Below are 21,655 nucleotides of genomic sequence, written 5' to 3' on the forward strand. Positions count from 1 at the left end.
ATACGCTACCTTTTTTAAATACCATTTTTCTCTACGATTTCAAACTGATTAACAGTCATTTTCCCTGGGTAACTTTCAAGTATCTTAGAAAACCATACTTTTATTTTATATCCTGATTTCAACTGTTTATATGCATTTTTATCACCAAAATGTAGAATCGTGTCCGCTGGGGTATCCAAATGTTGTTGTAGCTCCACATACTCCTGCAACCCTTTTTTCGTTTTGAACTTTTTGTTACTAATGAAATATACAGTTGTATTTTTCACTATAACGTATCCTTCCATAACACCTTTTTCTGTTTGTTGTTGTATATTCACCGGCTCATTCTCAGTTTGCTCATTACGTGTACATGCTGTTAATATCACGAAAGAAACGGTAAATAAAACATACACACACAACATCCATGTGTTTCTCTTCATTTCATGCCTCCATTATAGAAACTTCATTAATCAATCCTATTTCTAACATTTTTTGTTCGTCTCTAATCGTTTTTTTGAAATCCTCAATAAATGATTGATTTGTTGAAGAAAGGCATTTATTTCTTGTATATTCTCCGTTTCTATCATAATATTTAAATACAGAATTTTCTAAATAAAAAAGAGAGATTACATGCAACAACTTAAAAAACAATTAGAAGAAATAAAAGCTAACCAATACGCCATAGATTCCACGATAGACATTCAGGATTTAAGTTCAAAAATGCTCCAACATATCGGCACACCAGACGGCTATTTACGAGACAAATTAATCTATACGACCTTTTGGCACCTCATCATAAATGACCATATTACACAAACTCAATTACAGCACTTATTATCACAAAGTATAAGCGAACAATATTTATTTTATAAAATCACTACAGAAGATAAAGATGCTGTGTTCACCCGATCATTTACAACACTATTAATTGCTTTAATCATAAACGCCGATACAAAACATAACTTCTTATCACCGTCTGACATATTAGATGTGAAAGACAAATTAATTTTATATATGAACCAAGAACATGATTTTCGCGGATATGTTAACGACCGAGGTTGGGCTCACAGCATCGCTCATGTCTCAGATACATTTGAAGCACTCGTTAAAAATCCGAAACTTGAGCCCTCCTATTACCCTGAAATACTACAAACCTTGTTAGATAAAATAAATGTACATACAATCTATTACAAGTATGAAGAAGATGAACGAATTGTTTATCCTATCGTCGCTATGTTGCAAAATGGTTTAGAGGAAAAAGAACTCATTAGCTCCTTACATTCTTTAGTAAATCAATTACAAGTTCAAAAACCTGAATTACCTATCGAACCTTATGAAGCGTTATATGGAAATATAAAATCGTTCTTGCGTAGCTTGTTTTTTAGATTACGAACACTTTCTATATGCAAAGAAGCCGAAAACGAGGTTGAAAATTTATTAAAGGAATTACGCCAATACTACTAAAAAAGAAGGCCACTCAAAAAGTGCCTTCTTCCATCTCACTAATATTTAGTTGAAACTTTACAATCCAAACTGAGAAAAAGTGTATACAAATCGCAATGGCCATACATGTCCCGCTCAAAAAAGTTAAAATCGGGTGCGAGTATAAATGCCCTAAACCATAAGACGTTCCAATGAAAAACATTGTTATGTAGATGTAGATTGCTCCATGTATTTGCTTCATATAGGCCCCCTTTTCTCCATATTATACCATAAATTTTCAGATTATTCTAATTAATGTTTCGTAATCAATATTTCTCAACTGTTACACCTCTTACAGCTGCTTTTATATACGGTGAACTTTGTAAATTTTTTAAATCCTCTGTTTTTCCTGTTACGACTACGCCGTAGATTGGTAAGTCTTTGGGCTTGATATTTTTTATTTCTTTATAATATTGATTGAAATAATCACTTGGTATCCCTTCACTATTCTCTGCTAAATACTTCATTTGATACAGAAATTCTTTTGAGTTTCTTGTTACATCATTTTTAATATTTTCTTGTGCTTTTGCGTAACTCCCCTCGAATCCAAATACATCGATAGCCATTACAGCATTTAATACCGCTCCACTCTTCGGATCTTTTAATCCTACATATGTATCCGCATTTTTTTCATTATATGTATCTGTCCAAAACCAAACAGGTTGTATATTTTTAGGTAACATCTCTACAATTTGCTCAGCTGTATATGCTTTATCAAAAGATAACGCTACTTCCGCAACTTTATTTTGCAACTCTCCCATATCCGCTAAATCATTCACATAATTTTCATACGTAACAAAAGGTAAATAAAATCGCATCTCTCTTTGCATTGTTTGAACATTATAATCTGGTAATTTGATATTATCCTCCTCTTTATTCACCTCTTCCTCATCTAACCTAACAAGATCACCATCATAGTGCATCATCCTATAATTCCATAAACCTGATTCATACATCTCATTTGCCCATTTTACTGGTTGTCCCGCTATATTTTTATAAGAGTTATATATGATGGTTCGACCTGTCATACTATTACTTAAATCAACACTGCCACTAAAGCGTATATTCGGTCCTTGGACAGTATGTAACGCAGCCACTTGTCTTTCCATCCTTTCAAAAGTTTGTTGTGAAAAATATGTTGTTCCTAAAAACAGTCCTACGATAACTACAACAGACGCACAAATAGAAATAATCCAGTTTCGCAGAAGCTGTTTCCTCTTTGCCCTCTTCATCAATGCATTCATCTGCTTCTCATCCATATCAAGTTCAAAATCTTTCCGGCTCATCGCCTTTCCTCCTATACAATTTCTTAAATTGATTTCGTGCTCGGTACAAACTTGTTTTCACTGTATCTTCTTTCACACTTAATAAAACGGCGATTTCTTTATAAGAGAGCTCATATTCATATTTCAGCAATAACATATGCCGATAGTCTTCTGTCATCGACTCTAATATTTCTTGTACTTCTCCTTGAAGCTCACTTGTTAGAAGAACTTCATCTAATGACTTTTGACCGATTAAAACAACTGATTCAATCGCAATTGGATTCAATCTTTGTTTCTTTCGATACAAATCGCGGTGCTGATTAATCGCAACACGGAACAACCACGGTGTTAATCGTTCTAACGGTATTTCCTCCATAAGTAGAAGAGCTTTATACAACGTATCTTGTACAATATCTTCTGCTTCTTTTCTTTCTGCGCCAATTTTAATTAAGTAACTATAAACTGCCTTCGATTTTTCTATTAATAATGATTCAAACGTTTCATGACTCATTCTGCTCTCCTTCCTATATACTCAACGTTTGAGAGCTTGAAATGTATACAAGTTTCTGCTGAAAATTTTTCACAAATAAAAAAGCCCATCTATTCTGATGTGCTTTTTCGTATATACAAAGAATACTATTTTATTATTTCATCGCCTCTTTGACAACATCTTGAATCATGACAACTTCTGTTTTCATATGGTCAGCAGGTGCTTCCTCATCAATACATTCATACCAAAATTCCAAATGCTTTTTATCAACTTCGTGCCGAGAAGCTTCGATAGCTATCCCGCCTTCTCCTTGGACAGAATACCAATACAAATATTCTTCTCCATCTCTTATTTCCCGGAAAATTGTCTCTACATACATTTTCTCGTCGTTTAATGTCAATAACACTTCTTTCATATGATCATTTAGCATCTTCATCCATTCATCAACACGGTGACTTTTCCCTGGCTTCACTTTGAATCTTGTTAATTCGACATTCATGTTTTATCCCTCTACTTTCTTACGTACATATAAAACATATTCCATTGGATGGTCAAAACCTAGTTTACTAGTAAGTCTTTGTGAGGGTATATTATCCACATTACAATCCCAGCACGGCATAATACTATTTTGTATACAATGTTCTATGAAATAAGTTGCGACTAATCGAGCGAGCCCTTTTCCTTGATAGTCTGGATCTGTTGCGATATCAATTTCAGCAAAACCATTACTTCTAAAAATTGAGACACATTCAGCCACTACCTTTTGATCTTGTACAATACAAAATCCAAAACCACGCTTCAAAAACACTTCTTTTGATCCCCAATATTCTGTATAATACTTTTCCGTAAATTCAGTACTTTTTTCGATTATGTTTTTATCAATCCGCTTAACTTTGTATGTAGAATCTTCTAATTCTCTTTTTCTATCTTCAAAGCTATCTCTCTGAAATAGAAATTTTTTTCGAGGGATTTTTCTAAAAGAATCCTTGAAATGATTTTTAATAATGCTTTCCCACTCTATGCTAGAAACAAATAATGTGAATCGCTTCTCCTTTGTTAAAACATCATTTTCAATATAAGAAAACAAAGTGTGTTGAAATTCCTGATCATGTGTATCTCCAAACAGATAGTAAATGCCATTAGCAGTCGCAATCATTCCTGTTGTTAATCTCTCATTTACAAAAATCTCACCATCTATTATTCGATCACATACTGCATAAGCAAAAGTAGATGTCTGTTTGTTATCTTCTAAAACTGGAAGAATCGTATGGTATTCTGCTAACGCTAACTTTCTCATACGTTCTCCACAATAACGGTATCCGCATCTAAGTTTTCGAAGCAAAGATTAACAGTGCGCTGTAGTGCCCTTGTTCGGTGAACGGTACCGGCTGGAATTAAAATAGAATCGTTTGGTTTTAATACAGCTGTATCCTTATCTTGAAAATCGATAAGTAATTCTCCCTCGAGTACTATAAATAATTCATCCGAATTCGAGTGAAGATGCCAATCATATTCCCCCGTAAACACAGCAATTCGTAAACAATGACTATTCACATTCGATACAACAAAATTTTTGTGCCTTTCTGTAATATCTTTTGTGAGTTCTAAAAGATTCACTTTCTCCATTGTTCTCCTCATCCCCTAGTGATTTATTATTTTCCCCAAAACCATCCAAGTGCAATAATCATCATACAAACCCAAAAGCCGATTGTTCCAAAATCAATATCTTTTTCCTGTTTTTTCTTCCTTACCTTTTTTACTTCTTCTTTTAACTCTTGTACACTTTGTTCTAATTTAACAATGGCTTCTTTCATTTCATTCAGTTCACTGTTCTCTTGTACTTTTTCTTCTGACTCTTTTGCTAAGTTCATTGCTATGCACCCTTTTCGCGACGTTCTATTCCATTCTAATGATCTCGTTTTTCCAAATCTATTTTTGCCTTTCATCATTCTGAAAAATAAAACATTTCAAAGTAAGTTACTTTCAGTTTTAATCCCCACCACCTCCGCAATCTCCACCCCCACTATCACTTGCACTACTACAATCGTTATCGCTGTAATTTACAAATCCACTTGATGAGCTGGAGGAATAGGAAGAGCGTTTCCTTTTCCGCTTTCTTTTCTTATCTTTTTCACTTTCACGGCTTGGCCATACTTTATCAAACACTACAAAAAACATACCGAATGGTACCAAAAAAGCAATGCCCTGTAAGATGTCTTCCAAAAATTCAGGTCTTATCTCTATCTGATAAAATACACCTAACACAAAAAAGCATACGATTACATAAATGACCATACTAATATATCTGGCTATTTTCTCTATACTAAGAACCAACTTCTTTTGAAATGATATATTCGTTTCCTGCTTTTTCTTTATATATTTCTGCCTTCTTATTTGTTTTTTCTTGCTACTTTTTCTCCCCATTTTATCCCCTCTCTAAAATCTATCTCACATATATAATTTCAAACTATCATAAGAGGAATCGTATTAACAAGAAAAAAATTCCATTCCGATAAATTTCCAAACAAAAAACCCTCCTTATCACAAGGAGGGCCTCATCTAATATTTATTATGATAAAGCAGGAGCTTTTTCAAGAAGCTCTTTCGCATCAGCGTATTGTAAGCCGTGTGCTTCTGCAACTGCTTCAAATGTTACATAACCATCTAATGTATTAATACCTTTTAATAATGCAGAGTTGCCTAGGCAAGCTTGTTTGTAGCCTTTGTTTGCAATTTGCACTGCATATGGTACTGTTACGTTTGTTAATGCAAGAGTTGATGTACGTGGAACCGCACCAGGCATATTTGCAACTGCATAATGAACAACGCCGTGTTTTTCATAAGTTGGGTTATCATGAGTTGTAATGCGGTCAGTTGTTTCGAAAATACCACCTTGGTCAATCGCGATATCTACTACAACAGAACCTGGCTCCATTGATTTAATCATTTCTTCTGTTACAAGTTTTGGAGCTTTTGCACCTGGAATTAATACTGCACCGATTACAAGATCAGATTCTTTTACAGCTTCTGCAATGTTATATGGATTAGACATTAATGTTTTGACTTGATTGCCAAAAATATCATCTAATTGGCGAAGACGTTCTGCACTTAAGTCGATAATTGTTACGTCAGCACCTAAGCCTACTGCGATTTTCGCTGCGTTTGTACCAGCTTGGCCACCGCCGATAATTGTTACTTTACCGCGTTTTACCCCTGGAACGCCTGCAAGTAAGATACCTTTGCCGCCTTTATTTTTTTCAAGGAATTGCGCACCGATTTGTGCAGACATACGACCAGCTACTTCACTCATCGGTGCAAGTAGTGGTAAAGAACGATTGTCTAATTGTACTGTTTCATAAGCGATTGATACTACTTTGTTGTCAATTAATGCTTTTGTTAATTCTGGTTCTGGAGCTAAGTGTAAGTATGTGAATAAAATTAAACCTTCGCGGAAATAACCATATTCGCTTTCTACTGGCTCTTTTACCTTCATAACCATCTCTTGATTCCATGCTTCCTCAGCAGTTTCAACAAGTTTTGCTCCAGCTTGTACGTACTCTTCATCTGTAAAGCCAGATCCTAAACCTGCACCCTTTTGAACAAAAATTTCATGACCATTGTGTACCAAATGTACAGCACCAGCTGGCGTCATTGCCACGCGGTTTTCGTTGTTTTTAATTTCTGTTGGAATACCGAAACGCATTATTAATTCCCCCTTGAGTTATGAAATGACCCCTGAATCATTTTTTAAAGCGCTTTCTACGCTCTTATATTCTAACATAATATCTCAATATTTGACAAAAAATAATGCGAGTTTTCCGATAGATTTTGCCCCGCATTAAAGGACAGTAATATCCCCCTCTCAAGATGAAAAAGCCCCAAAATCAGGTGGGGGATACACTATCCATAAATGCCCGATTGGTGAGGGCTAACCATCATTGAGGGATAAAGCTCCCCAATGATGGAAGTTTCACTTTCTCTATTTTTGTCGATATCGGTGAATAACATCAACTGCCCCTGTTACTTCTATAATTGTGCCTGTAATCATATCGGAATCTTCTTCGCATAGAAACGAAATTGTTCGAGCAATATCTTCACCTGTTCCAGATCTACCAATTGGTGTTCTAATGTCTTTCATCGTACGCGCCTGCTGAATTGTCGCCTCTTTCATTTCACCAATAATATCTCCTGGACAAACCATATTCGCTGTAATGCCATATTCCGCTTCTTCATAGGCAATTGTTTTCGTTAACGAAACAAGTCCTACCTTTGCAGCCGCAAATGCAGAACGGTACATCCAGCCAGGTGCACTATCTGCCCCTTGAAATCCGTAATTGATAATGCGACCAAAATGCTGCTTCCTCATAATGGGAACGACAAGTTTTAATAAACGGAACACTGCTGTTAAATTCCCTTGTATCATTTCATTCCATTCATCTTCTTCGTAATCAATTAACTTTTTACGTTCAAACACATAAGGACCTGCATTATTAATCAAAAAATCAATTTTGCCAAAACGGCTAATCGCTTCTTCTACTATTTTATGTAAATCTTCTTTTTTCGTGACATCTGCTTGCACAAACTGTAGACGTTCTTCTATATTTTTATACTTTTCTTTCATTGTTTCTACAGCACTCGTATCGCTATGATATGTTACAGTTACTGAATATCCTTTAGCTAATAAATTCTCTGTTACTTGCTTTCCTAAACCTTTCGTACCGGCCGTAATGAGCGCGTGTCTCACAAACATGCCTCCTTTTAAATTGCTATACTTCATATGTAACAAGTTCTCCCTACAATTACAACTAAAAAGAATTGGAACAGAGTTTTCAAAATTCTGTAACGTTTCTGGCAAGCACGTTACCATATTTTGTTTTATAATTAAGTTGTAAAAGCTTATAAAAACGAATTGGGAGGAATCTACTATGAATAATACATATACAAATATTTTAATTGCAGTGGACGGTTCCAAAGAAGCAGAAAAAGCCTTTAAAAAAGCAATTCAAGTCGCAAAGCGCAACAACGCAATATTAACAATCGCTCATATCGTTGATGTAAAAGCATACTCTGCTGTAGAGGCATATAGCCGCGCAATCGCTGAGCGTGCAAATCTCTTTGCAGAAGATTTATTAGAAGACTACAAAAAGACTGCAACTGAAGCTGGCCTTGAAAAAGTAGAAACTGTATTAGAATTCGGTAATCCAAAATCTAAAATCTCAAAAGAAATTGCTCCAAAACAAAAAGTAGATTTAATTATGTGTGGTGCAACTGGTTTAAACGCTGTAGAACGATTCTTAATCGGTAGCGTCTCTGAACATATTATTCGCTATGCAAAATGCGATGTCCTTGTTGTTCGTGGTGAAGAAGAGCAAGGTGACATTTAATAAATAACGAAAACACCAAGTCTTATGCAGACTTGGTGTTTTTTTATTTTATGTATTTTCCAATAAATATAAAACATGCTATACAGACTATGACAATTGCATATAAGGATGACGGTAAAAACTTCATTGCCCATAATCCCATTGTAATGGTTGCAAGTGTCAAATAACTCATTTTCGCATAGTATGTCATTTTTTTTCGTAAAAGAACTACATATAAATAACCAATTGGTGGTGTAACCAAACAAAGAATGAAGATAAGTGTTGAATTGAAATACCATTTTTGTTTAGCAAGTTGCTCCATTTCTTCTTCTATTATTCTATCCTCTTGTTCCTTTATATCTTTTTCAAAAGGATCCTCATCTTCCCCATTCTTTTCACTCATATAAGGAATAAAGTGAAAAAAGAAATAATAGAAAAACATTGTTGCTCCAATCTTTAAATCGAATCCCTTTTCCGCTATACGTTCACTTACAAAACTCAGAACTATTGGAAAAACAAAAACATATGTCATCATCCAAAACGTTTTTTTTCGCTTTGTCCGTTGCCTCTCTTGTTCATTTTGTTTCTGCTTTTTTCTATATATCCAGAGTGAAATACAACAATCCAGTACAAGTATACAAAAAATAAATAGGGCGATATACGTAGGTTTTATATATTGTAAAGTAACAATGGCAGGAAAAGCATATTTAAGTATAATAGCCGTATATAAAATAATAACAAACCTATAAAACAACTTCATCTTCCCTTCTTTTTTAATGTCCTAATAACGAAATGTTAACATATAAAATACAGGTATTGTTATACAATAAGGAAATTTCGGTTACGCTAAGAAAAAACGAAACGAGGGCTACTACATGGGAGATCACGAACGAATTATTTTAGATGTAAATGATGAAGAGCTGGAAATGCTCGATACGATCTGTTCGCATTTTAAAGAAAAACATGGCGTTGAGCTGAGCCATGGTGCACTCCTCCGTGATTTGATGGATATTGAGTATATTCGTATTACAGAAAACAGACATAAATATGAATAAGGAAAAATGACATAACATTACACTTATTAGAGGATATACAAACGTATATCCTCTTTTTTCATAATAAAAAGACATTCATTACGTGACAAAATCACCTTACTGAACGTCTTTTCAATCACTTTTATATGATTATCTTTATGCCTTTTTAACAAATTCAGATTTTAATTTCATAGCTCCAAAACCGTCAATTTTGCAATCAATATCATGATCTCCATCAACTAAACGGATACTTTTTACTTTTGTACCTATTTTTATAACTGATGAAGTTCCTTTTACTTTCAGGTCTTTGATTACTGTTACAGCATCACCATCATTTAAAATATTTCCATTTGCATCTTTAACAACCTTTTTACCTTCACTGTTTTCAGTTTCTGATTCTAAAGCCCACTCATGAGCACACTCTGGACAAACAAAAAGACTTCCATCTTCATAAGTATATTCTGAATTACATTTCGGGCAGTTTGGTAAGTTTTGCATACTTTTTTATTTCCTCCATTATAAAAATTACTTTCAATTCCCTTTCTTATATCCTCGTAAACATAACAATTACGAAATTGAAATTCACAAGAAATAGGGATGTTCCTTATATACTGCCATAGTATTTCCAGATTGACAAGCCAGCTTTACATGAACATGTTTTCTAAAAAATAAAAGGAGAGTACATCGTATCATGCGCTCTCCTTTTTCTTACTCCTATGTCGGTACGGTTAACGTAGATTTTCAAATATACGACCTCATATGAAGAGTTGTTTTAGCATTAATTCCCCCTCCTGAAACACAAAACAGTCACACTAATGGTATAATTAGGAAAATCAGAATGAATACATAAATTCATCTCACCGTATCGCTGAAGCATCACCTTTCATACGCTTGAAGATTTGGCGCGTAATAGAATGGGGGAGTCTAATAAATGAAATCTGAAAGTATCGCAAAACATTTCCATACATTACATCAGCAAAGATCTCAATTTCTCCCTAAACTACAATCACTTCCGCAAGAAGAACTATGGCATCGAAATGAAAATGGGAAATGGTCGATTGGGGAACATCTCTACCACCTGTACTTAATTACAAAAATGCTAAAAGTTGCAATTAAGTTTTCTTTGACACTTCTTCCCTATGCCAAGATAAGAAGAAATGCCCCATTTGCAACTGAAATACATGACATCTATGCAGAATACAAAGAAAAAAACGGTAAAGGAATGAAGGCTCCTTGGATTCTAGTACCATCAAAAAAAATCTATTATTCTATGGATGGTAAAGAACTAGAACGATTGCTAGTAAACGAAACAAATGCAATCGAAGTATGCGTTCAGAATATAGAAGAAAATATCGCGGGGCACATTGTATTTTTGGATCCAATCGCTAAGTATCCAAACCTAATTCAAGCCATTCAACTTTTAGCGATACATGAGAACCATCATTTTTTAATCATTGAAAATATCTATAAAACGATGCATGCACGTAGTATAGAAGTATAAAAGCACTAAATCAGTGAGGGCTGAATCCCCCACTGATTTAAGTTTAAGTTTCACTTTATCTTTACTTCTTCTCCTACATATTCCAAATGCCAGGCATCTTGAATAGATAAGACTGAAGTTTCATCTAAATTCTTTGTAAACCGAAGAAGTCCGTATTCTCCTGCATAAAATATGGAAGAGGTGATAGAAAAACAAGGATAGTACTGATCTTCATCTACAAACACTGGTTTATTTTGCACTTGTTCCTCTATCTGTAATTCAATATCTTTTATAGATAACATAGAGTATTACCTCTCTATTCTTTTTGAATTTCATTTGAAGTAAACTCTTTAATAAGTTGGCATAATGGACGCTCCTTGCATTACTAAATTTTCCATCTATCCAAATTTCAACCTAAGATTACGAAACTCCTTTTTTCCGTTAGCATACTTATATCTTTTGCTAGTGGAAATATAATAAAAAAGAGGATACTTGGTTCCTGGACAGAACTTAGTATCCTCTCATGTTCATGAGAAATCATTCTATTTATATCGATTTTACACTTCAAAGTTCAAGTATCCACTCAACACTTTCTTTACTATTTAAGCTCTTGGTGTTTTCCGCCCATACCACCTCGTGCATTTGTTTGTTGATGAACAGAGGGTTTATTTGTCTTAGGATCCCGCCAAACTTTATAAGTATACGACTCATTAGATTCATCTTTAAACATTACATTCATACCATAAGAACCTTCTTTACTATAAAAGGCCGGTTTTATTGATAAAATATCACTTTCTTTATATCCTTTTTCCTGTAAGTGCCACATTGTTAGCATAATTGCTTCTTCTCGTTTTTCACGTTCTCCTACATACATATATTTATCTACCAGAAAAATTTTCGCGTTAAAACTTAAACTAATTAGTAGTACAAGAATAAAAATTATCTTTTTCATACATTCTCCTATCAAGTACAAATATCGTTCATAATCAACAACAAAAAAATTTGAACCTTTTTTCTCTATATTATAAAAGGATACCATACTCATTTCCTAAAATATAGAAAATTAAATATTAGATAAACATCTGTATAAAAATATGATATATACAAAAAAGAGGGTAATATGCTCCTATACAGAACAGATTACCCTCTTCTCATCCTTATAAATTCACGGTCTCTCCCACTAGCACCTTCGCTTTTTCCAGCGCTTTTTGAATTTGTTCGAACCCTGTCCCACCTGCACTATTACGACGTTTCACTGCTGCATAAGAAGAAAGAACTTCATATAAATCCTCTTCAAATAACGGACTCATCTCTTGATATGTTTCTAGCGGTACATCTAATAAATAAATTCCTTTTTGTGTGCAATGAAGAACAAGCTTTCCGACAATTTCATGTGCCTGACGGAATGGAAGCCCTTTGCTTGCTAAGTAATCAGCAATTTCTGTTGCATTAGAGAAGTCTTGTTTCACGGCTTGCCCCATTTTTTCTTTATTTACAGTCATTGTTTCTAGCATACCAGCCATAATGTGCAGGCAGCCTTCCACTGTCTTCACCGTATCAAACATTCCTTCTTTATCCTCTTGCAAATCTTTATTATAAGCAAGCGGTAAACCTTTCATTACCGTTAATAAACTAAATAGGTTGCCGTATACTCTTCCTGTTTTACCACGAATAAGTTCAGCCATATCAGGATTTTTCTTTTGCGGCATAATGCTGCTTCCTGTTGCATATTGATCGCTCATTTCAATAAATTGAAACTCCTGACTGCTCCATAAAATGAGTTCTTCACAAAAGCGAGATAAATGCATCATTAATATGGATGAATTGCTAAGAAACTCTAATATGAAATCACGGTCACTTACCGCATCTAAGCTATTTTCATAGATTCCTTCAAAGCCGAGAAGCTCCGCACTATACGCACGGTCAATCGGAAATGTCGTCCCTGCAAGAGCACCTGCGCCAAGCGGAGAAATATTAATACGCCCCAGTGAATCCTCATAACGATTTACATCGCGCTCTAACATCCAAAAATATGCAAGTACATGATGAGCGAACGAAATTGGCTGTGCACGTTGTAAATGTGTATATCCCGGCATAATCGTTTCAATATTCTCTTCTGCTTGATGAACAAGAACCTTCTGCAACTTCTTCGCAGCCTTTATGATGGCCTGCACTTTTCCCTTTAAATATAAGTGCATATCTGTAGCAACTTGATCGTTACGACTTCGGCCTGTATGAAGCTTGCCTCCTACTTCACCGATTTTTTCAATTAACATCTTTTCAATATTTAAATGAATATCCTCAGCTTGGACAGAAAACGCAAGCTTATTTTCTTTTGCTTCATCTAGTAAATGTTGTAAACCTTCTTTTATTTTCTCTGCTTCTTCTTTTGTTACAATTCCCTGTTTCGCCAGCATCGTAATATGCGCAATACTACCTTCAATATCTTGATTCGCTAATTGCTGGTCAAAGGAGATGGAAGCTCCAAACTCCTCGACCCATTCTTCTGCTTCTGCTGTAAAGCGACCTCCCCAAAGTTTGCTCACGCTTTCACCTTCTTTTGATTCACTTGGCTGTATACTTTTGTTGGAAGACCAAATAAAGAAATAAAGCCAACTGCTGCATCATGGTTAAATTCATCATCCACTGTATATGTCGCTAATTTTTCATCATATAGAGAGTATTCTGATTTACGTCCTTCTACAATTGCATGACCTTTAAACAATTTCACACGTACTGTGCCTGTTACGGATTTTTGTGTTTCTTGTAAGAAAGCAGCAAGTGCTTGTTTTAAAGGTGAGAACCATAAACCGTTATAAATTAATTCTGTTAATTTTTGTTCAATCATCGGTTTAAAATGAGCGACTTCTTTTACAAGTGTTAAATCTTCTAATTCTTTATGCGCTGTAAGTAATGTCATTGCCGCTGGGCATTCATACACTTCACGTGATTTAATCCCAACAAGACGATTTTCTACATGGTCGATACGTCCAACACCGTGTTTTCCAGCAAGCGAATTTAACGTTTTGATAAGTTCTGAAAGTGAATAAGAAGTGCCGTTTAATGTTGTTGGTACCCCTGATTCAAATCCAATTTCCACAAACTCTGGTTTATTCGGTGTATCTTCTAATGCTAATGTCATTTCATATGCATCTTCTGGAGGTGCTGCCCATGGATCTTCTAAAATTCCACATTCATTACTACGTCCCCATAAGTTTTGGTCAATGGAAAACGGACTATCTAAATTGATTGGAATTGGTACATCATTTTCTTTTGCATACGCAATTTCTTCTTCACGTGACCATTTCCATTCACGTACCGGCGCAATCACTTCTAAATACGGATTTAATGCTTGAATAGAAACTTCAAAACGAACTTGGTCGTTCCCTTTTCCTGTACATCCATGTGCAACAGCACTTGCTCCTTCTTGCTCCGCAATTTCTACTAGTTTTTTTGCAATTAATGGACGCGATAATGCCGAAACAAGTGGATATTTTCCTTCGTATAACGTATGACCTTGCAGAGCCATCAATGCATATTCATTCGCAAATTCTTCTTGCACATCAATCATATAAGATTTAATTGCACCTACTGAAAGTGCTTTTTCTTTTACAAACTCTAAATCTTTACCTTCCCCTAAATCTAAACAAAGTGCAATGATATCATAATTTTTCTCTTGTAACCATTTAATTGCAACGGAAGTATCAAGACCTCCGGAATATGCTAGAACAACTTTTTTCTTCTCCATTTTCATATCCCCCTAAAGAATAAATATTCATTATTGTTAATATTAATTCACACTTTAACACCTTTTACAAAATGAATCAAGGGATATTAGCAAAAAAAATTCTAACAATTCCGTCGAACTTCTTTCTTTTTTTCGGTACAATGGAAACAGAAAATGGGGGTGTCTATATGGAACAATATTTTATATACGATGAACACCTAGGAATAGAAGTACCTGAACTACAAGAAGAATGGGAAGATATCCCTGAAAAAATGCAGCATGCTATTTTATTAAAGTGGGAACAAATTCGCGGAAAAATACCTGATCGTATAAAAAAACTTGAATATCATATTAATCAAAAACAACATCGTTTAAATAACGAAGAAAACTTTGAAATTTCCTGTAGCCTCAATTCTGAAATTGCTGATCTCGCCTCCATCATTAACGATTTATGGCTTTGGTATCGCCTTACTCAAAATGTATCTGAGGGGAAAGCGCATCAATAATAAGCCAAATAAAAAAGCATCTACAAATAGATGCTTTTTTAATAGTAATTCCATCCCTTTTCATATAGGTCTAATAAATTGGGCTCATTCAAACGGTTAACCGGTAATTCAATTACCTCCCCATTCTTTGTGATTATCTCATCTTCATCTTTCCCAAATTGAAATAGAGATGGAATCATTTCTTCTGCCAAATATTCCGTATCTACAGTAAGCTTCATACTATTTATTTTAAATTGTTCTCTAGACGCAATTGTAAATCCCCAATTTCCAAATGAAGGGATATCTAAATGATAATTTTTTGCATATAGTCCTGTAGATTTTACTGTCTTACTAATTGTCCAAAAAGCTTCTGTTGCAAATACTGGTGACGTAGATTGGATGGAAACAAATCCTTCCTGAGATAAATGATTTCTAACAAGACTGTAAAATTCCCATGTGTAAAGTTTATTCAGTGCCTCATTATTGGGATCGGGTAAATCAATGATGATTACATCATAAAAATCATTCGTTTGTTTTAAAAAGTTGAATGCATCATCATTAACAAAATTCATTTTGCTAGAACGAAATGAATTTTGATTTAATCGTAGTAAATGAGGATTTTCTTTAGCTAGCTTAATCATCTCTGGATCTAAATCAACTAAAGTAATTCTTTTTACCTCTTTGTATTTTAAAATCTCTCTCGTCGCTAAACCATCTCCCCCGCCTAATACTAAAACATTTTGTTTTTTAGGAGCGAGAGACATCGGAATATGTACTAAAGCTTCATGGTATCTATGTTCATCAGCCTCTGAGAATTGCAGCTGTCCGTTTTGGTATAACCGTACATCTCCAGGGCCTTTCGTCATAATAATTTTTTGATATTTTGTTTGCTTTTTTAATACAACCGGATCACGATATAACTTATTTTCTAATGTATACGCATATCTTTCTCCAAACAGAAAACCAAGTGCTATTATAATCGTTAAAATCATGCCAGTAACTCGTAAGTAAACATGATTCATTTCTTTTTTAAAGACAAAGCTTAACCATACCGCAACAAGGATATTGATGAGCGCAATGAAAAAGGCTGTCTTAATAAGACCTAACATTGGTCTCAATAATAAAGCAAACGTCACGGTTCCGATTAAACTGCCCGCATAATCAAAGAAAAGCACTTTTGCAGTAGATTCCTTTAAATCAGCATTAATTTCTTCTGATTTCCGAATTAAAAGCGGTAATTCTAAACCAGTTAAATAACCTGTGACAACAATAATGGAATATAAGATAATTTTAGCTGTCCCGTCACCAAAGTGAGCTTGCATAAAGAAAACCATAAAAATAGAAAATCCACCAATAATGGCAATAAGGTATTCTGTTACAATAAACGTCGATAATAAGTGACGATGAAATTTTTCACTATGCATCGCTCCAATACCCATGCCACTTAAAAAGAGCCCTATCGTTAAACAATAAAAAAGCGTAGAATCCCCAAACAAATATCCACCTGTCGCTCCATATAAAACCTGATATACAATGCCACAAATTGATACAATCCCTGATGAAGTGAAGATTCTTCTTTTCTGAATCGATTTTTCCTTTTCTGTCATACCTGCACTCCTTTAATAAAGTAGAACTTCCACCAGTGAAGGCCCCGCTGATGGAAAGTCCGCTCCAATCAGGCTTTAACGGGCAGTTATCTTCCACCTATATTCCTCGCTCTCTCTGAATATTGAGGTGAGATACTTACCGTCCGATAAAACGAGATAAACTCTTTTCATTTAATCAGAATAAAATATATTTTCATTGTTTCATAGAAAAAAGAACCTGCGCTGGCAAGTTCTTCTACGAAATAGCTCCCGATGTTATTAATGCTATTGCTAAGGAAATACTTGCAGCGATAATTCCTACCGCAACATTTCCACTTTCAATTTCTTTATCAACACGAACGCGCGGAGTGAGAAACTCAAAGATAAAATAACCAATTAGCATAAGTACAAAACCAATAACACCCCAAATTGCCGCACCAAGAAGAGAATCATTCGTAGCAATAGCTGATTTCATAATTAACGTAATCCCTATTATTTTTCCAAAAAACTGAATGGCAACAGCTTTATTTCCTTTTAGTAACTGCTCCCGATCATTATACGGTGTAATCATTTCAAAAATAAACATACAAATGATTGTTACACCTAATAAAACAACAAAATAAAGAAGCGTATGTAATACTTCTTGTACATCTAAAATTTCATTAAACATAAACCATATCCCCCTATTTCCCTGTTCCTGGGCCACCGCCACGAACTGTACTCCCGCTTCGTATGGAGCCGCTCTCTGATGATTTTTTTTCAATGTTCACTGAAAAGCCTCTACCGCCAGATCCTGAAGAACTCGAGCCTTCTTCCTCTTGAAAATTAGCAGGATTATTGCTAAAAGCACTTACGTATCCTCTGTAACCACTTCTTTTTTTCTTATTATCAAAATCTGCTTTATTCCAACCATAAAGCGTAGCAGCAACACCTAATACACCCATTGTTTCAAGTAAAGAGAAATCATAACTATTTTCAGCAAAATCTTCATTTGCTACCTCAACAACTGTATGATTTGAATTTATTGGATCCTGAGTGATTTGGATAAATTCTTCATTGGAACTTTGAGGATACAGAATAAACATTTCTGTATCACTTTCTTTCGAAACATACTTTGGCTTTTCATTAGCAATAATTTCTTGCGCCACTTCTTTTACAGTTTTGTTTTCCACTGTGTAGACCTGAGCACTATCACCTAAATCATTTTCCATTGTTTCAATGTGCTCATAGTTAGATGAGACAAACCCATCTGTACTACAAGCTGTTAAAATTAATAGTAACGATGAGATAATCAAAAAAATTTTTTTCATTGTGAACGATATTACCCCCTGTAGTAAATTACGTTTTCAATTATAATTGGGTTATATAGGAAAAACCACTAAAATATGATATCGCTACAAAAAATCCTTCCTGCTTACGAGAAATACGTTTCATTTCATTTTTTATCCCGCATTAACGGGCAGTAAGACCCCCACCTCAAAATTCAGCAAAAGCAAAGAAGTTAGGCGGGGGATGAACTGCCCGTAAAATCCCGATTGGTGAGGGCTGATAATCAATGGGGGATGAAGAACCTCCCACTGATTAAAATTTCACTTTATAACAAGCTTTGCAATATACTTCTTGTGCTGATTTAGCCAAGCATACATCAAACGGTCCAACTAACAAGTTCCGTTCTTTCGGTAACTTTATAAAAGCAACAAGTTCTTCTTCATATTGAACCTTTCTCTGGCAAGCAGAACACTTCAATTCTTTTCTTTTAAACATATCTTTGAACATGCTATATTCTTCCCCCCCCCCATCAATCTATATTAATATCATCTCATAAAGATTTACTTTTGTGAAAAATTCACATTTCATGTCCTCTTTTTCATATACTAATGAAAAAAGTTTGTAAGAAAAACACTACTCTAACGGAGGTAGAATCTTATGAAAGCTTTATTTATTATCATTTTAACTCTTCTTAGTGTCATTAGTTGGGATGCTTTCTTCAAAGAGAAAGATGATACCCCAAAAACGGACGATTAAACTTCAATGATTCTTTCCATCACTTATTGGACAAACCCTTAGAACCATTTTCCAATTTCTAAACAACTAGGACTATCCTACAAAAACATTTAAGAATAACAGCATGCTTCTTGTAAACCGACAAATTCTGTAGTTTTTCTCCGGTTATTGTCGGTTTCCATCCGCATACATTTTTTGAAAGTATGATATAATAATATAAAATCTTTTACAGAAAGGATTTAGATATCATGATCGCTCGAAGGAGCATGTGGCATCGAATTGACGAATCTTACACGTAGCGTACTTTTTCAGCTCAGATCCTTTAGTCTAGCGAAAAAAATACGAGAGTGGGGAAATTATGATTGCCCGAAGGATAATTTGGCAACGAAAAGACTCTTCTTACACATAGCGTTTTGTTTAAGTCGCATTGATCATTGCTAAACAAAACAAAGAAGAGGGCAGGATTGCTAAATAACAAATCCTACTCCACGTTTTGTTTAGTCGTTTTTAGGCTTAAACTAAAACGAAAGTAGGGAGAATTGATGGACGAGAGGATTATTCGTTATTTCTTCAGCGATATATAGCGTAGTTAGTTTGATGTAAACTAACTGAAAGCTATAAGGCTCGTAGTTAGTTTACAAGACGAAAAGAACTACTAACTACGGAAAGAAGGAATAACGATGAGGAACATCCAAAGTCGACAAATTATTAAAGAAATTTTTATGGTTTTAATCGGTTCATTTATCCTATCTGCAGCACTATATCACATTCATTTTCAAAACCACTTAACAGAAGGTGGCTTTGTAGGAATCGCGCTATTTATACAAAACTTTTTTGATATTTCACCGTCAATTTCAACTGTATTGATGGATATCCCGATCATTTTACTATGCGCTACATTTTTAGGTAAAAAGATGGTTGGTTATTCATTTATGGGTTCAATTTCATTCGGAGTGTTTTATTCTTTAATGGAAAACTATTCTCCATTCACGGTAGATTTATCAAATCATTTATGGATAGCCGCAGTATTGGGCGGTGTGCTAGCTGGTATTGGACTCGGTTTTATATTGCGATTTGGTGGTGCAACCGGCGGCGACGATATTTTAACAATTGTACTAAGTAAAAGAACTCGCTTTACAATTGGTCAGATTTTCTTCGTCTTTGATGCGATCGTGCTTGCACTTTCATTATATTATTTAACTTGGACAGAAATTGCTTTTACTATTCTTTCAATTGCCCTACAGGCAAAGACGCTCGATTTAATTTATTATCCAGCAAAAGAAAAGAAAACAGTATCTATTCCAATGTCAAAACAACATGCAACAAACTAAAAAGCGAAAGGCTCCGGCCTCTCGCTTTTTTATGCTCTTTTTTCTTTTTCTACTATGTAACGCACTTGATAAAACCTGTTTGCAAACTCTGTTACATTCCGTGTTAAACGATAATTCACCGTAGAACCAATTGCAATTCCTAACACAGGAATGCCTTGAAATAGTTTATGGCGAAGCGCATAAATAGAAAAAGTCTTCAAAATTTGTTTTAACACAACTTCTGTAGAAGCTGGTTTTAATACTTCTTCTTCCCCTTCATAAAAGAACGAATCTTCTTGTTCTAGTTCTTGAAGTAAGTTATACCAAGCATATTGCTGGAGCCTTGTTGGTAACAATGCCGCATGGAATACCTTTAAAGCGAGCATCATTTCATAAGGCTTGTTCACATCATGACCAAACGATGTTGCAATAAGCTGAACCGCCTTTACATTTAATGCAATCATAACAGGAAAGTCAGCTGTTAATAATAACAAACCACCTACTCCGGTTGTGCCTCCCTGTACGAAAGAATATAAACGATGACGCGCCGTCTGCTGCTCTGCTATGTATGTTAATTGATCAATGGATAATGCTTTCAATTCTTCTAGCTGTTCAACCGATTCATCAAACAACCGTGCTGTTCCTAAAATACGATTTCTTGCATCAAGCTGTGATTGTGAACTTTGAATCAATGCATGGAGATGGAATAACCATCCGTCTACTTTCGCAAAAAGCTCTTTTCGCTTTTTCTCAGGAAACTTTGCAACAGTACTATGCAACCACTTATCAAATACCTTTTGAAAATCGGTAGGCTCCTGTTCTAATAATTTCCTTTCCCAATTTTTAATATCTTGTAAAATGGCTTGTTCTCGCTTTGATCGCATCGTAACAACCACCTCGCTCAATTTTTTTCTATTGTAACATATTTCCGGTTTTTCTTTGTAAATCTGATAAGCTAAACATATATTTATCCAGTACATGGGAGGTTACTATATGTACCCACGCGCAAAGGCATTTGGAATTGTACTTCACAACGAACGAATTCTCGTTCAAGAGTATCTTACGGAAAGTGAAGCGTATTACAGACCACTCGGCGGTTCTATTGAATTTGGAGAGAAATCAGATGAAACAGTGATTCGTGAATTTAAGGAAGAACTTAATGAACAAGTAGAAATTACAACTTACTTAGGATGTCTTGAAAATATCTTTTACGCAAACGAAGAAATCGGCCATGAGATCATTCAATTGTATTCTCTTCATTTTGTAGATACGTCGCTTTATGAGATCAAAACAATTCCTATTATAAACGGAGAACCCCATACATATGCGACGTGGATTCCGATTACAACATTTCTGAATCAAGAAAAAGTATTGTATCCAAATGGACTAACGAAATTTGTTGCCACAAAAAGAAAAGACGGAATCCTATAGGATCCCGTCTTTTTTACAT

The 21,655-nt window shown here is 34.8% G+C and carries 29 protein-coding genes; 7 read left to right on the forward strand and 22 right to left on the reverse strand.

All coding sequences use genetic code 11. The features are described from left to right. Nucleotides 1–14: 14 nt before the first annotated feature. On the reverse strand, nucleotides 15–419 hold the full coding sequence (locus ORL93_RS14380) for a DUF3221 domain-containing protein (protein WP_033796467.1): 405 nt from the start codon (nucleotides 417–419) through the stop codon (nucleotides 15–17). Nucleotides 420–609: 190 nt separating this feature from the next. Here ORL93_RS14380 and ORL93_RS14385 point away from each other — a divergent pair, with 190 nt between their 5' ends. Next, nucleotides 610–1,443: a DUF2785 domain-containing protein gene (locus tag ORL93_RS14385; protein ID WP_097795333.1), complete on the forward strand. Its 834-nt coding sequence runs from the start codon at nucleotides 610–612 to the stop codon at nucleotides 1,441–1,443. 13 nt (nucleotides 1,444–1,456) lie between these two features. On the opposite strand, the gene ORL93_RS14390 is transcribed toward ORL93_RS14385, so the two are convergent. The 10 genes from ORL93_RS14390 to ORL93_RS14435 all read right to left on the reverse strand — a co-directional run bounded on the left by ORL93_RS14390 (nucleotide 1,457) and on the right by ORL93_RS14435 (nucleotide 7,993). Then, nucleotides 1,457–1,663 carry a hypothetical protein gene (locus tag ORL93_RS14390; RefSeq protein ID WP_018781613.1) on the reverse strand — a complete coding sequence of 69 codons (207 nt, stop codon included), beginning with the start codon at nucleotides 1,661–1,663 and terminating at the stop codon, nucleotides 1,457–1,459. A 64-nt stretch (nucleotides 1,664–1,727) separates the two neighbouring features. Beyond that, nucleotides 1,728–2,747 (reverse strand): anti sigma factor C-terminal domain-containing protein, encoded by a 1,020-nt coding sequence (locus tag ORL93_RS14395; protein ID WP_098814094.1) that lies wholly within the window; start codon nucleotides 2,745–2,747, stop codon nucleotides 1,728–1,730. After that, on the reverse strand, nucleotides 2,728–3,237 hold the full coding sequence (locus tag ORL93_RS14400; protein ID WP_018764481.1) for an RNA polymerase sigma factor: 510 nt from the start codon (nucleotides 3,235–3,237) through the stop codon (nucleotides 2,728–2,730). Before ORL93_RS14400 ends, ORL93_RS14395 begins: the two co-directional genes overlap by 20 nt. A gap of 133 nt (nucleotides 3,238–3,370) precedes the next feature. Further along, on the reverse strand, nucleotides 3,371–3,715 hold the full coding sequence (locus ORL93_RS14405; RefSeq protein ID WP_018764482.1) for a DUF6176 family protein: 345 nt from the start codon (nucleotides 3,713–3,715) through the stop codon (nucleotides 3,371–3,373). Nucleotides 3,716–3,718: 3 nt separating this feature from the next. After that, entirely contained in the window at nucleotides 3,719–4,513 is a 795-nt protein-coding gene (locus tag ORL93_RS14410; protein ID WP_098160184.1) for a GNAT family N-acetyltransferase, read from the reverse strand. Beyond that, nucleotides 4,510–4,842, reverse strand: a complete 333-nt coding sequence (locus ORL93_RS14415; RefSeq protein ID WP_003201081.1) for a cupin domain-containing protein — start codon at nucleotides 4,840–4,842, stop codon at nucleotides 4,510–4,512. The genes ORL93_RS14410 and ORL93_RS14415 overlap by 4 nt, the downstream gene beginning before the upstream one ends. 26 nt (nucleotides 4,843–4,868) lie before the next feature. Beyond that, nucleotides 4,869–5,087 carry a hypothetical protein gene (locus tag ORL93_RS14420; protein ID WP_006096154.1) on the reverse strand — a complete coding sequence of 73 codons (219 nt, stop codon included), beginning with the start codon at nucleotides 5,085–5,087 and terminating at the stop codon, nucleotides 4,869–4,871. Between the two features lie 118 nt (nucleotides 5,088–5,205). Then, nucleotides 5,206–5,640, reverse strand: coding sequence for a hypothetical protein (locus ORL93_RS14425; protein WP_006096153.1), 435 nt, complete (start codon nucleotides 5,638–5,640; stop codon nucleotides 5,206–5,208). Nucleotides 5,641–5,785: 145 nt separating this feature from the next. Beyond that, on the reverse strand, nucleotides 5,786–6,919 hold the full coding sequence (gene ald / locus ORL93_RS14430) for an alanine dehydrogenase (protein WP_265959152.1): 1,134 nt from the start codon (nucleotides 6,917–6,919) through the stop codon (nucleotides 5,786–5,788). 276 nt (nucleotides 6,920–7,195) lie between these two features. Beyond that, nucleotides 7,196–7,993, reverse strand: a complete 798-nt coding sequence (locus ORL93_RS14435) for an SDR family oxidoreductase (protein ID WP_029427204.1) — start codon at nucleotides 7,991–7,993, stop codon at nucleotides 7,196–7,198. 148 nt (nucleotides 7,994–8,141) lie between these two features. Between ORL93_RS14435 and ORL93_RS14440 the strand changes: the two genes are divergently transcribed. Further along, the gene (locus ORL93_RS14440) at nucleotides 8,142–8,600 is read left to right on the forward strand and encodes a universal stress protein (protein WP_003201067.1); all 459 of its coding nucleotides are present in this window, start codon (nucleotides 8,142–8,144) and stop codon (nucleotides 8,598–8,600) included. 43 nt (nucleotides 8,601–8,643) lie between these two features. On the opposite strand, the gene ORL93_RS14445 is transcribed toward ORL93_RS14440, so the two are convergent. Continuing rightward, complete coding sequence (locus ORL93_RS14445) at nucleotides 8,644–9,111, reverse strand: hypothetical protein (RefSeq protein WP_257139083.1); 468 nt, start codon at nucleotides 9,109–9,111, stop codon at nucleotides 8,644–8,646. A gap of 343 nt (nucleotides 9,112–9,454) precedes the next feature. On the opposite strand from ORL93_RS14445, the gene ORL93_RS14450 reads away from it, so the two are divergent. Next, nucleotides 9,455–9,634, forward strand: a complete 180-nt coding sequence (locus tag ORL93_RS14450) for a hypothetical protein (protein WP_000502255.1) — start codon at nucleotides 9,455–9,457, stop codon at nucleotides 9,632–9,634. Nucleotides 9,635–9,769: 135 nt separating this feature from the next. Here ORL93_RS14450 and ORL93_RS14455 read toward each other — a convergent pair whose 3' ends face one another. Further along, nucleotides 9,770–10,111 (reverse strand): zinc ribbon domain-containing protein YjdM, encoded by a 342-nt coding sequence (locus tag ORL93_RS14455; protein ID WP_003201064.1) that lies wholly within the window; start codon nucleotides 10,109–10,111, stop codon nucleotides 9,770–9,772. 433 nt (nucleotides 10,112–10,544) lie between these two features. On the opposite strand from ORL93_RS14455, the gene ORL93_RS14460 reads away from it, so the two are divergent. Beyond that, complete coding sequence (locus ORL93_RS14460; protein ID WP_018781609.1) at nucleotides 10,545–11,114, forward strand: DinB family protein; 570 nt, start codon at nucleotides 10,545–10,547, stop codon at nucleotides 11,112–11,114. A 50-nt stretch (nucleotides 11,115–11,164) separates the two neighbouring features. Here the strand turns inward: ORL93_RS14460 and ORL93_RS14465 are convergent, their stop codons facing one another. From ORL93_RS14465 to ORL93_RS14480, 4 genes are all read right to left on the reverse strand, one after another. After that, the gene (locus ORL93_RS14465; RefSeq protein WP_265959153.1) at nucleotides 11,165–11,395 is read right to left on the reverse strand and encodes a hypothetical protein; all 231 of its coding nucleotides are present in this window, start codon (nucleotides 11,393–11,395) and stop codon (nucleotides 11,165–11,167) included. 296 nt (nucleotides 11,396–11,691) lie between these two features. Then, nucleotides 11,692–12,045 (reverse strand): DUF3139 domain-containing protein, encoded by a 354-nt coding sequence (locus ORL93_RS14470; protein WP_033799713.1) that lies wholly within the window; start codon nucleotides 12,043–12,045, stop codon nucleotides 11,692–11,694. 205 nt (nucleotides 12,046–12,250) lie between these two features. After that, nucleotides 12,251–13,639 (reverse strand): argininosuccinate lyase, encoded by a 1,389-nt coding sequence (argH, locus tag ORL93_RS14475; RefSeq protein WP_265959154.1) that lies wholly within the window; start codon nucleotides 13,637–13,639, stop codon nucleotides 12,251–12,253. Next, on the reverse strand, nucleotides 13,636–14,841 hold the full coding sequence (locus ORL93_RS14480; protein ID WP_018781606.1) for an argininosuccinate synthase: 1,206 nt from the start codon (nucleotides 14,839–14,841) through the stop codon (nucleotides 13,636–13,638). Before ORL93_RS14480 ends, argH begins: the two co-directional genes overlap by 4 nt. 167 nt (nucleotides 14,842–15,008) lie before the next feature. Between ORL93_RS14480 and ORL93_RS14485 the strand changes: the two genes are divergently transcribed. Further along, nucleotides 15,009–15,326 (forward strand): radical SAM protein, encoded by a 318-nt coding sequence (locus tag ORL93_RS14485; protein WP_018781605.1) that lies wholly within the window; start codon nucleotides 15,009–15,011, stop codon nucleotides 15,324–15,326. A 38-nt stretch (nucleotides 15,327–15,364) separates the two neighbouring features. Here the strand turns inward: ORL93_RS14485 and ORL93_RS14490 are convergent, their stop codons facing one another. The 4 genes from ORL93_RS14490 to ORL93_RS14505 all read right to left on the reverse strand — a co-directional run bounded on the left by ORL93_RS14490 (nucleotide 15,365) and on the right by ORL93_RS14505 (nucleotide 18,667). After that, entirely contained in the window at nucleotides 15,365–16,912 is a 1,548-nt protein-coding gene (locus ORL93_RS14490) for a polyamine aminopropyltransferase (protein ID WP_265959155.1), read from the reverse strand. A 235-nt stretch (nucleotides 16,913–17,147) separates the two neighbouring features. After that, nucleotides 17,148–17,561: a DUF350 domain-containing protein gene (locus ORL93_RS14495; protein ID WP_006096142.1), complete on the reverse strand. Its 414-nt coding sequence runs from the start codon at nucleotides 17,559–17,561 to the stop codon at nucleotides 17,148–17,150. A 13-nt stretch (nucleotides 17,562–17,574) separates the two neighbouring features. Further along, entirely contained in the window at nucleotides 17,575–18,201 is a 627-nt protein-coding gene (locus tag ORL93_RS14500) for a DUF4247 domain-containing protein (RefSeq protein WP_097795327.1), read from the reverse strand. A 271-nt stretch (nucleotides 18,202–18,472) separates the two neighbouring features. Then, the gene (locus ORL93_RS14505; protein ID WP_098160181.1) at nucleotides 18,473–18,667 is read right to left on the reverse strand and encodes a hypothetical protein; all 195 of its coding nucleotides are present in this window, start codon (nucleotides 18,665–18,667) and stop codon (nucleotides 18,473–18,475) included. Nucleotides 18,668–19,575: 908 nt separating this feature from the next. On the opposite strand from ORL93_RS14505, the gene ORL93_RS14510 reads away from it, so the two are divergent. After that, nucleotides 19,576–20,226 carry a YitT family protein gene (locus ORL93_RS14510; protein ID WP_003201042.1) on the forward strand — a complete coding sequence of 217 codons (651 nt, stop codon included), beginning with the start codon at nucleotides 19,576–19,578 and terminating at the stop codon, nucleotides 20,224–20,226. Nucleotides 20,227–20,255: 29 nt separating this feature from the next. On the opposite strand, the gene ORL93_RS14515 is transcribed toward ORL93_RS14510, so the two are convergent. Continuing rightward, nucleotides 20,256–21,089 (reverse strand): EcsC family protein, encoded by an 834-nt coding sequence (locus ORL93_RS14515; protein WP_097795326.1) that lies wholly within the window; start codon nucleotides 21,087–21,089, stop codon nucleotides 20,256–20,258. Nucleotides 21,090–21,198: 109 nt separating this feature from the next. On the opposite strand from ORL93_RS14515, the gene ORL93_RS14520 reads away from it, so the two are divergent. Beyond that, nucleotides 21,199–21,636: an NUDIX hydrolase gene (locus ORL93_RS14520; RefSeq protein ID WP_098135764.1), complete on the forward strand. Its 438-nt coding sequence runs from the start codon at nucleotides 21,199–21,201 to the stop codon at nucleotides 21,634–21,636. Nucleotides 21,637–21,655 lie beyond the last annotated feature (19 nt).

It is taken from the genome of Bacillus sp. DHT2 (genome assembly GCF_026241455.1).
GTDB lineage: Bacteria > Bacillota > Bacilli > Bacillales > Bacillaceae_G > Bacillus_A > Bacillus_A pseudomycoides.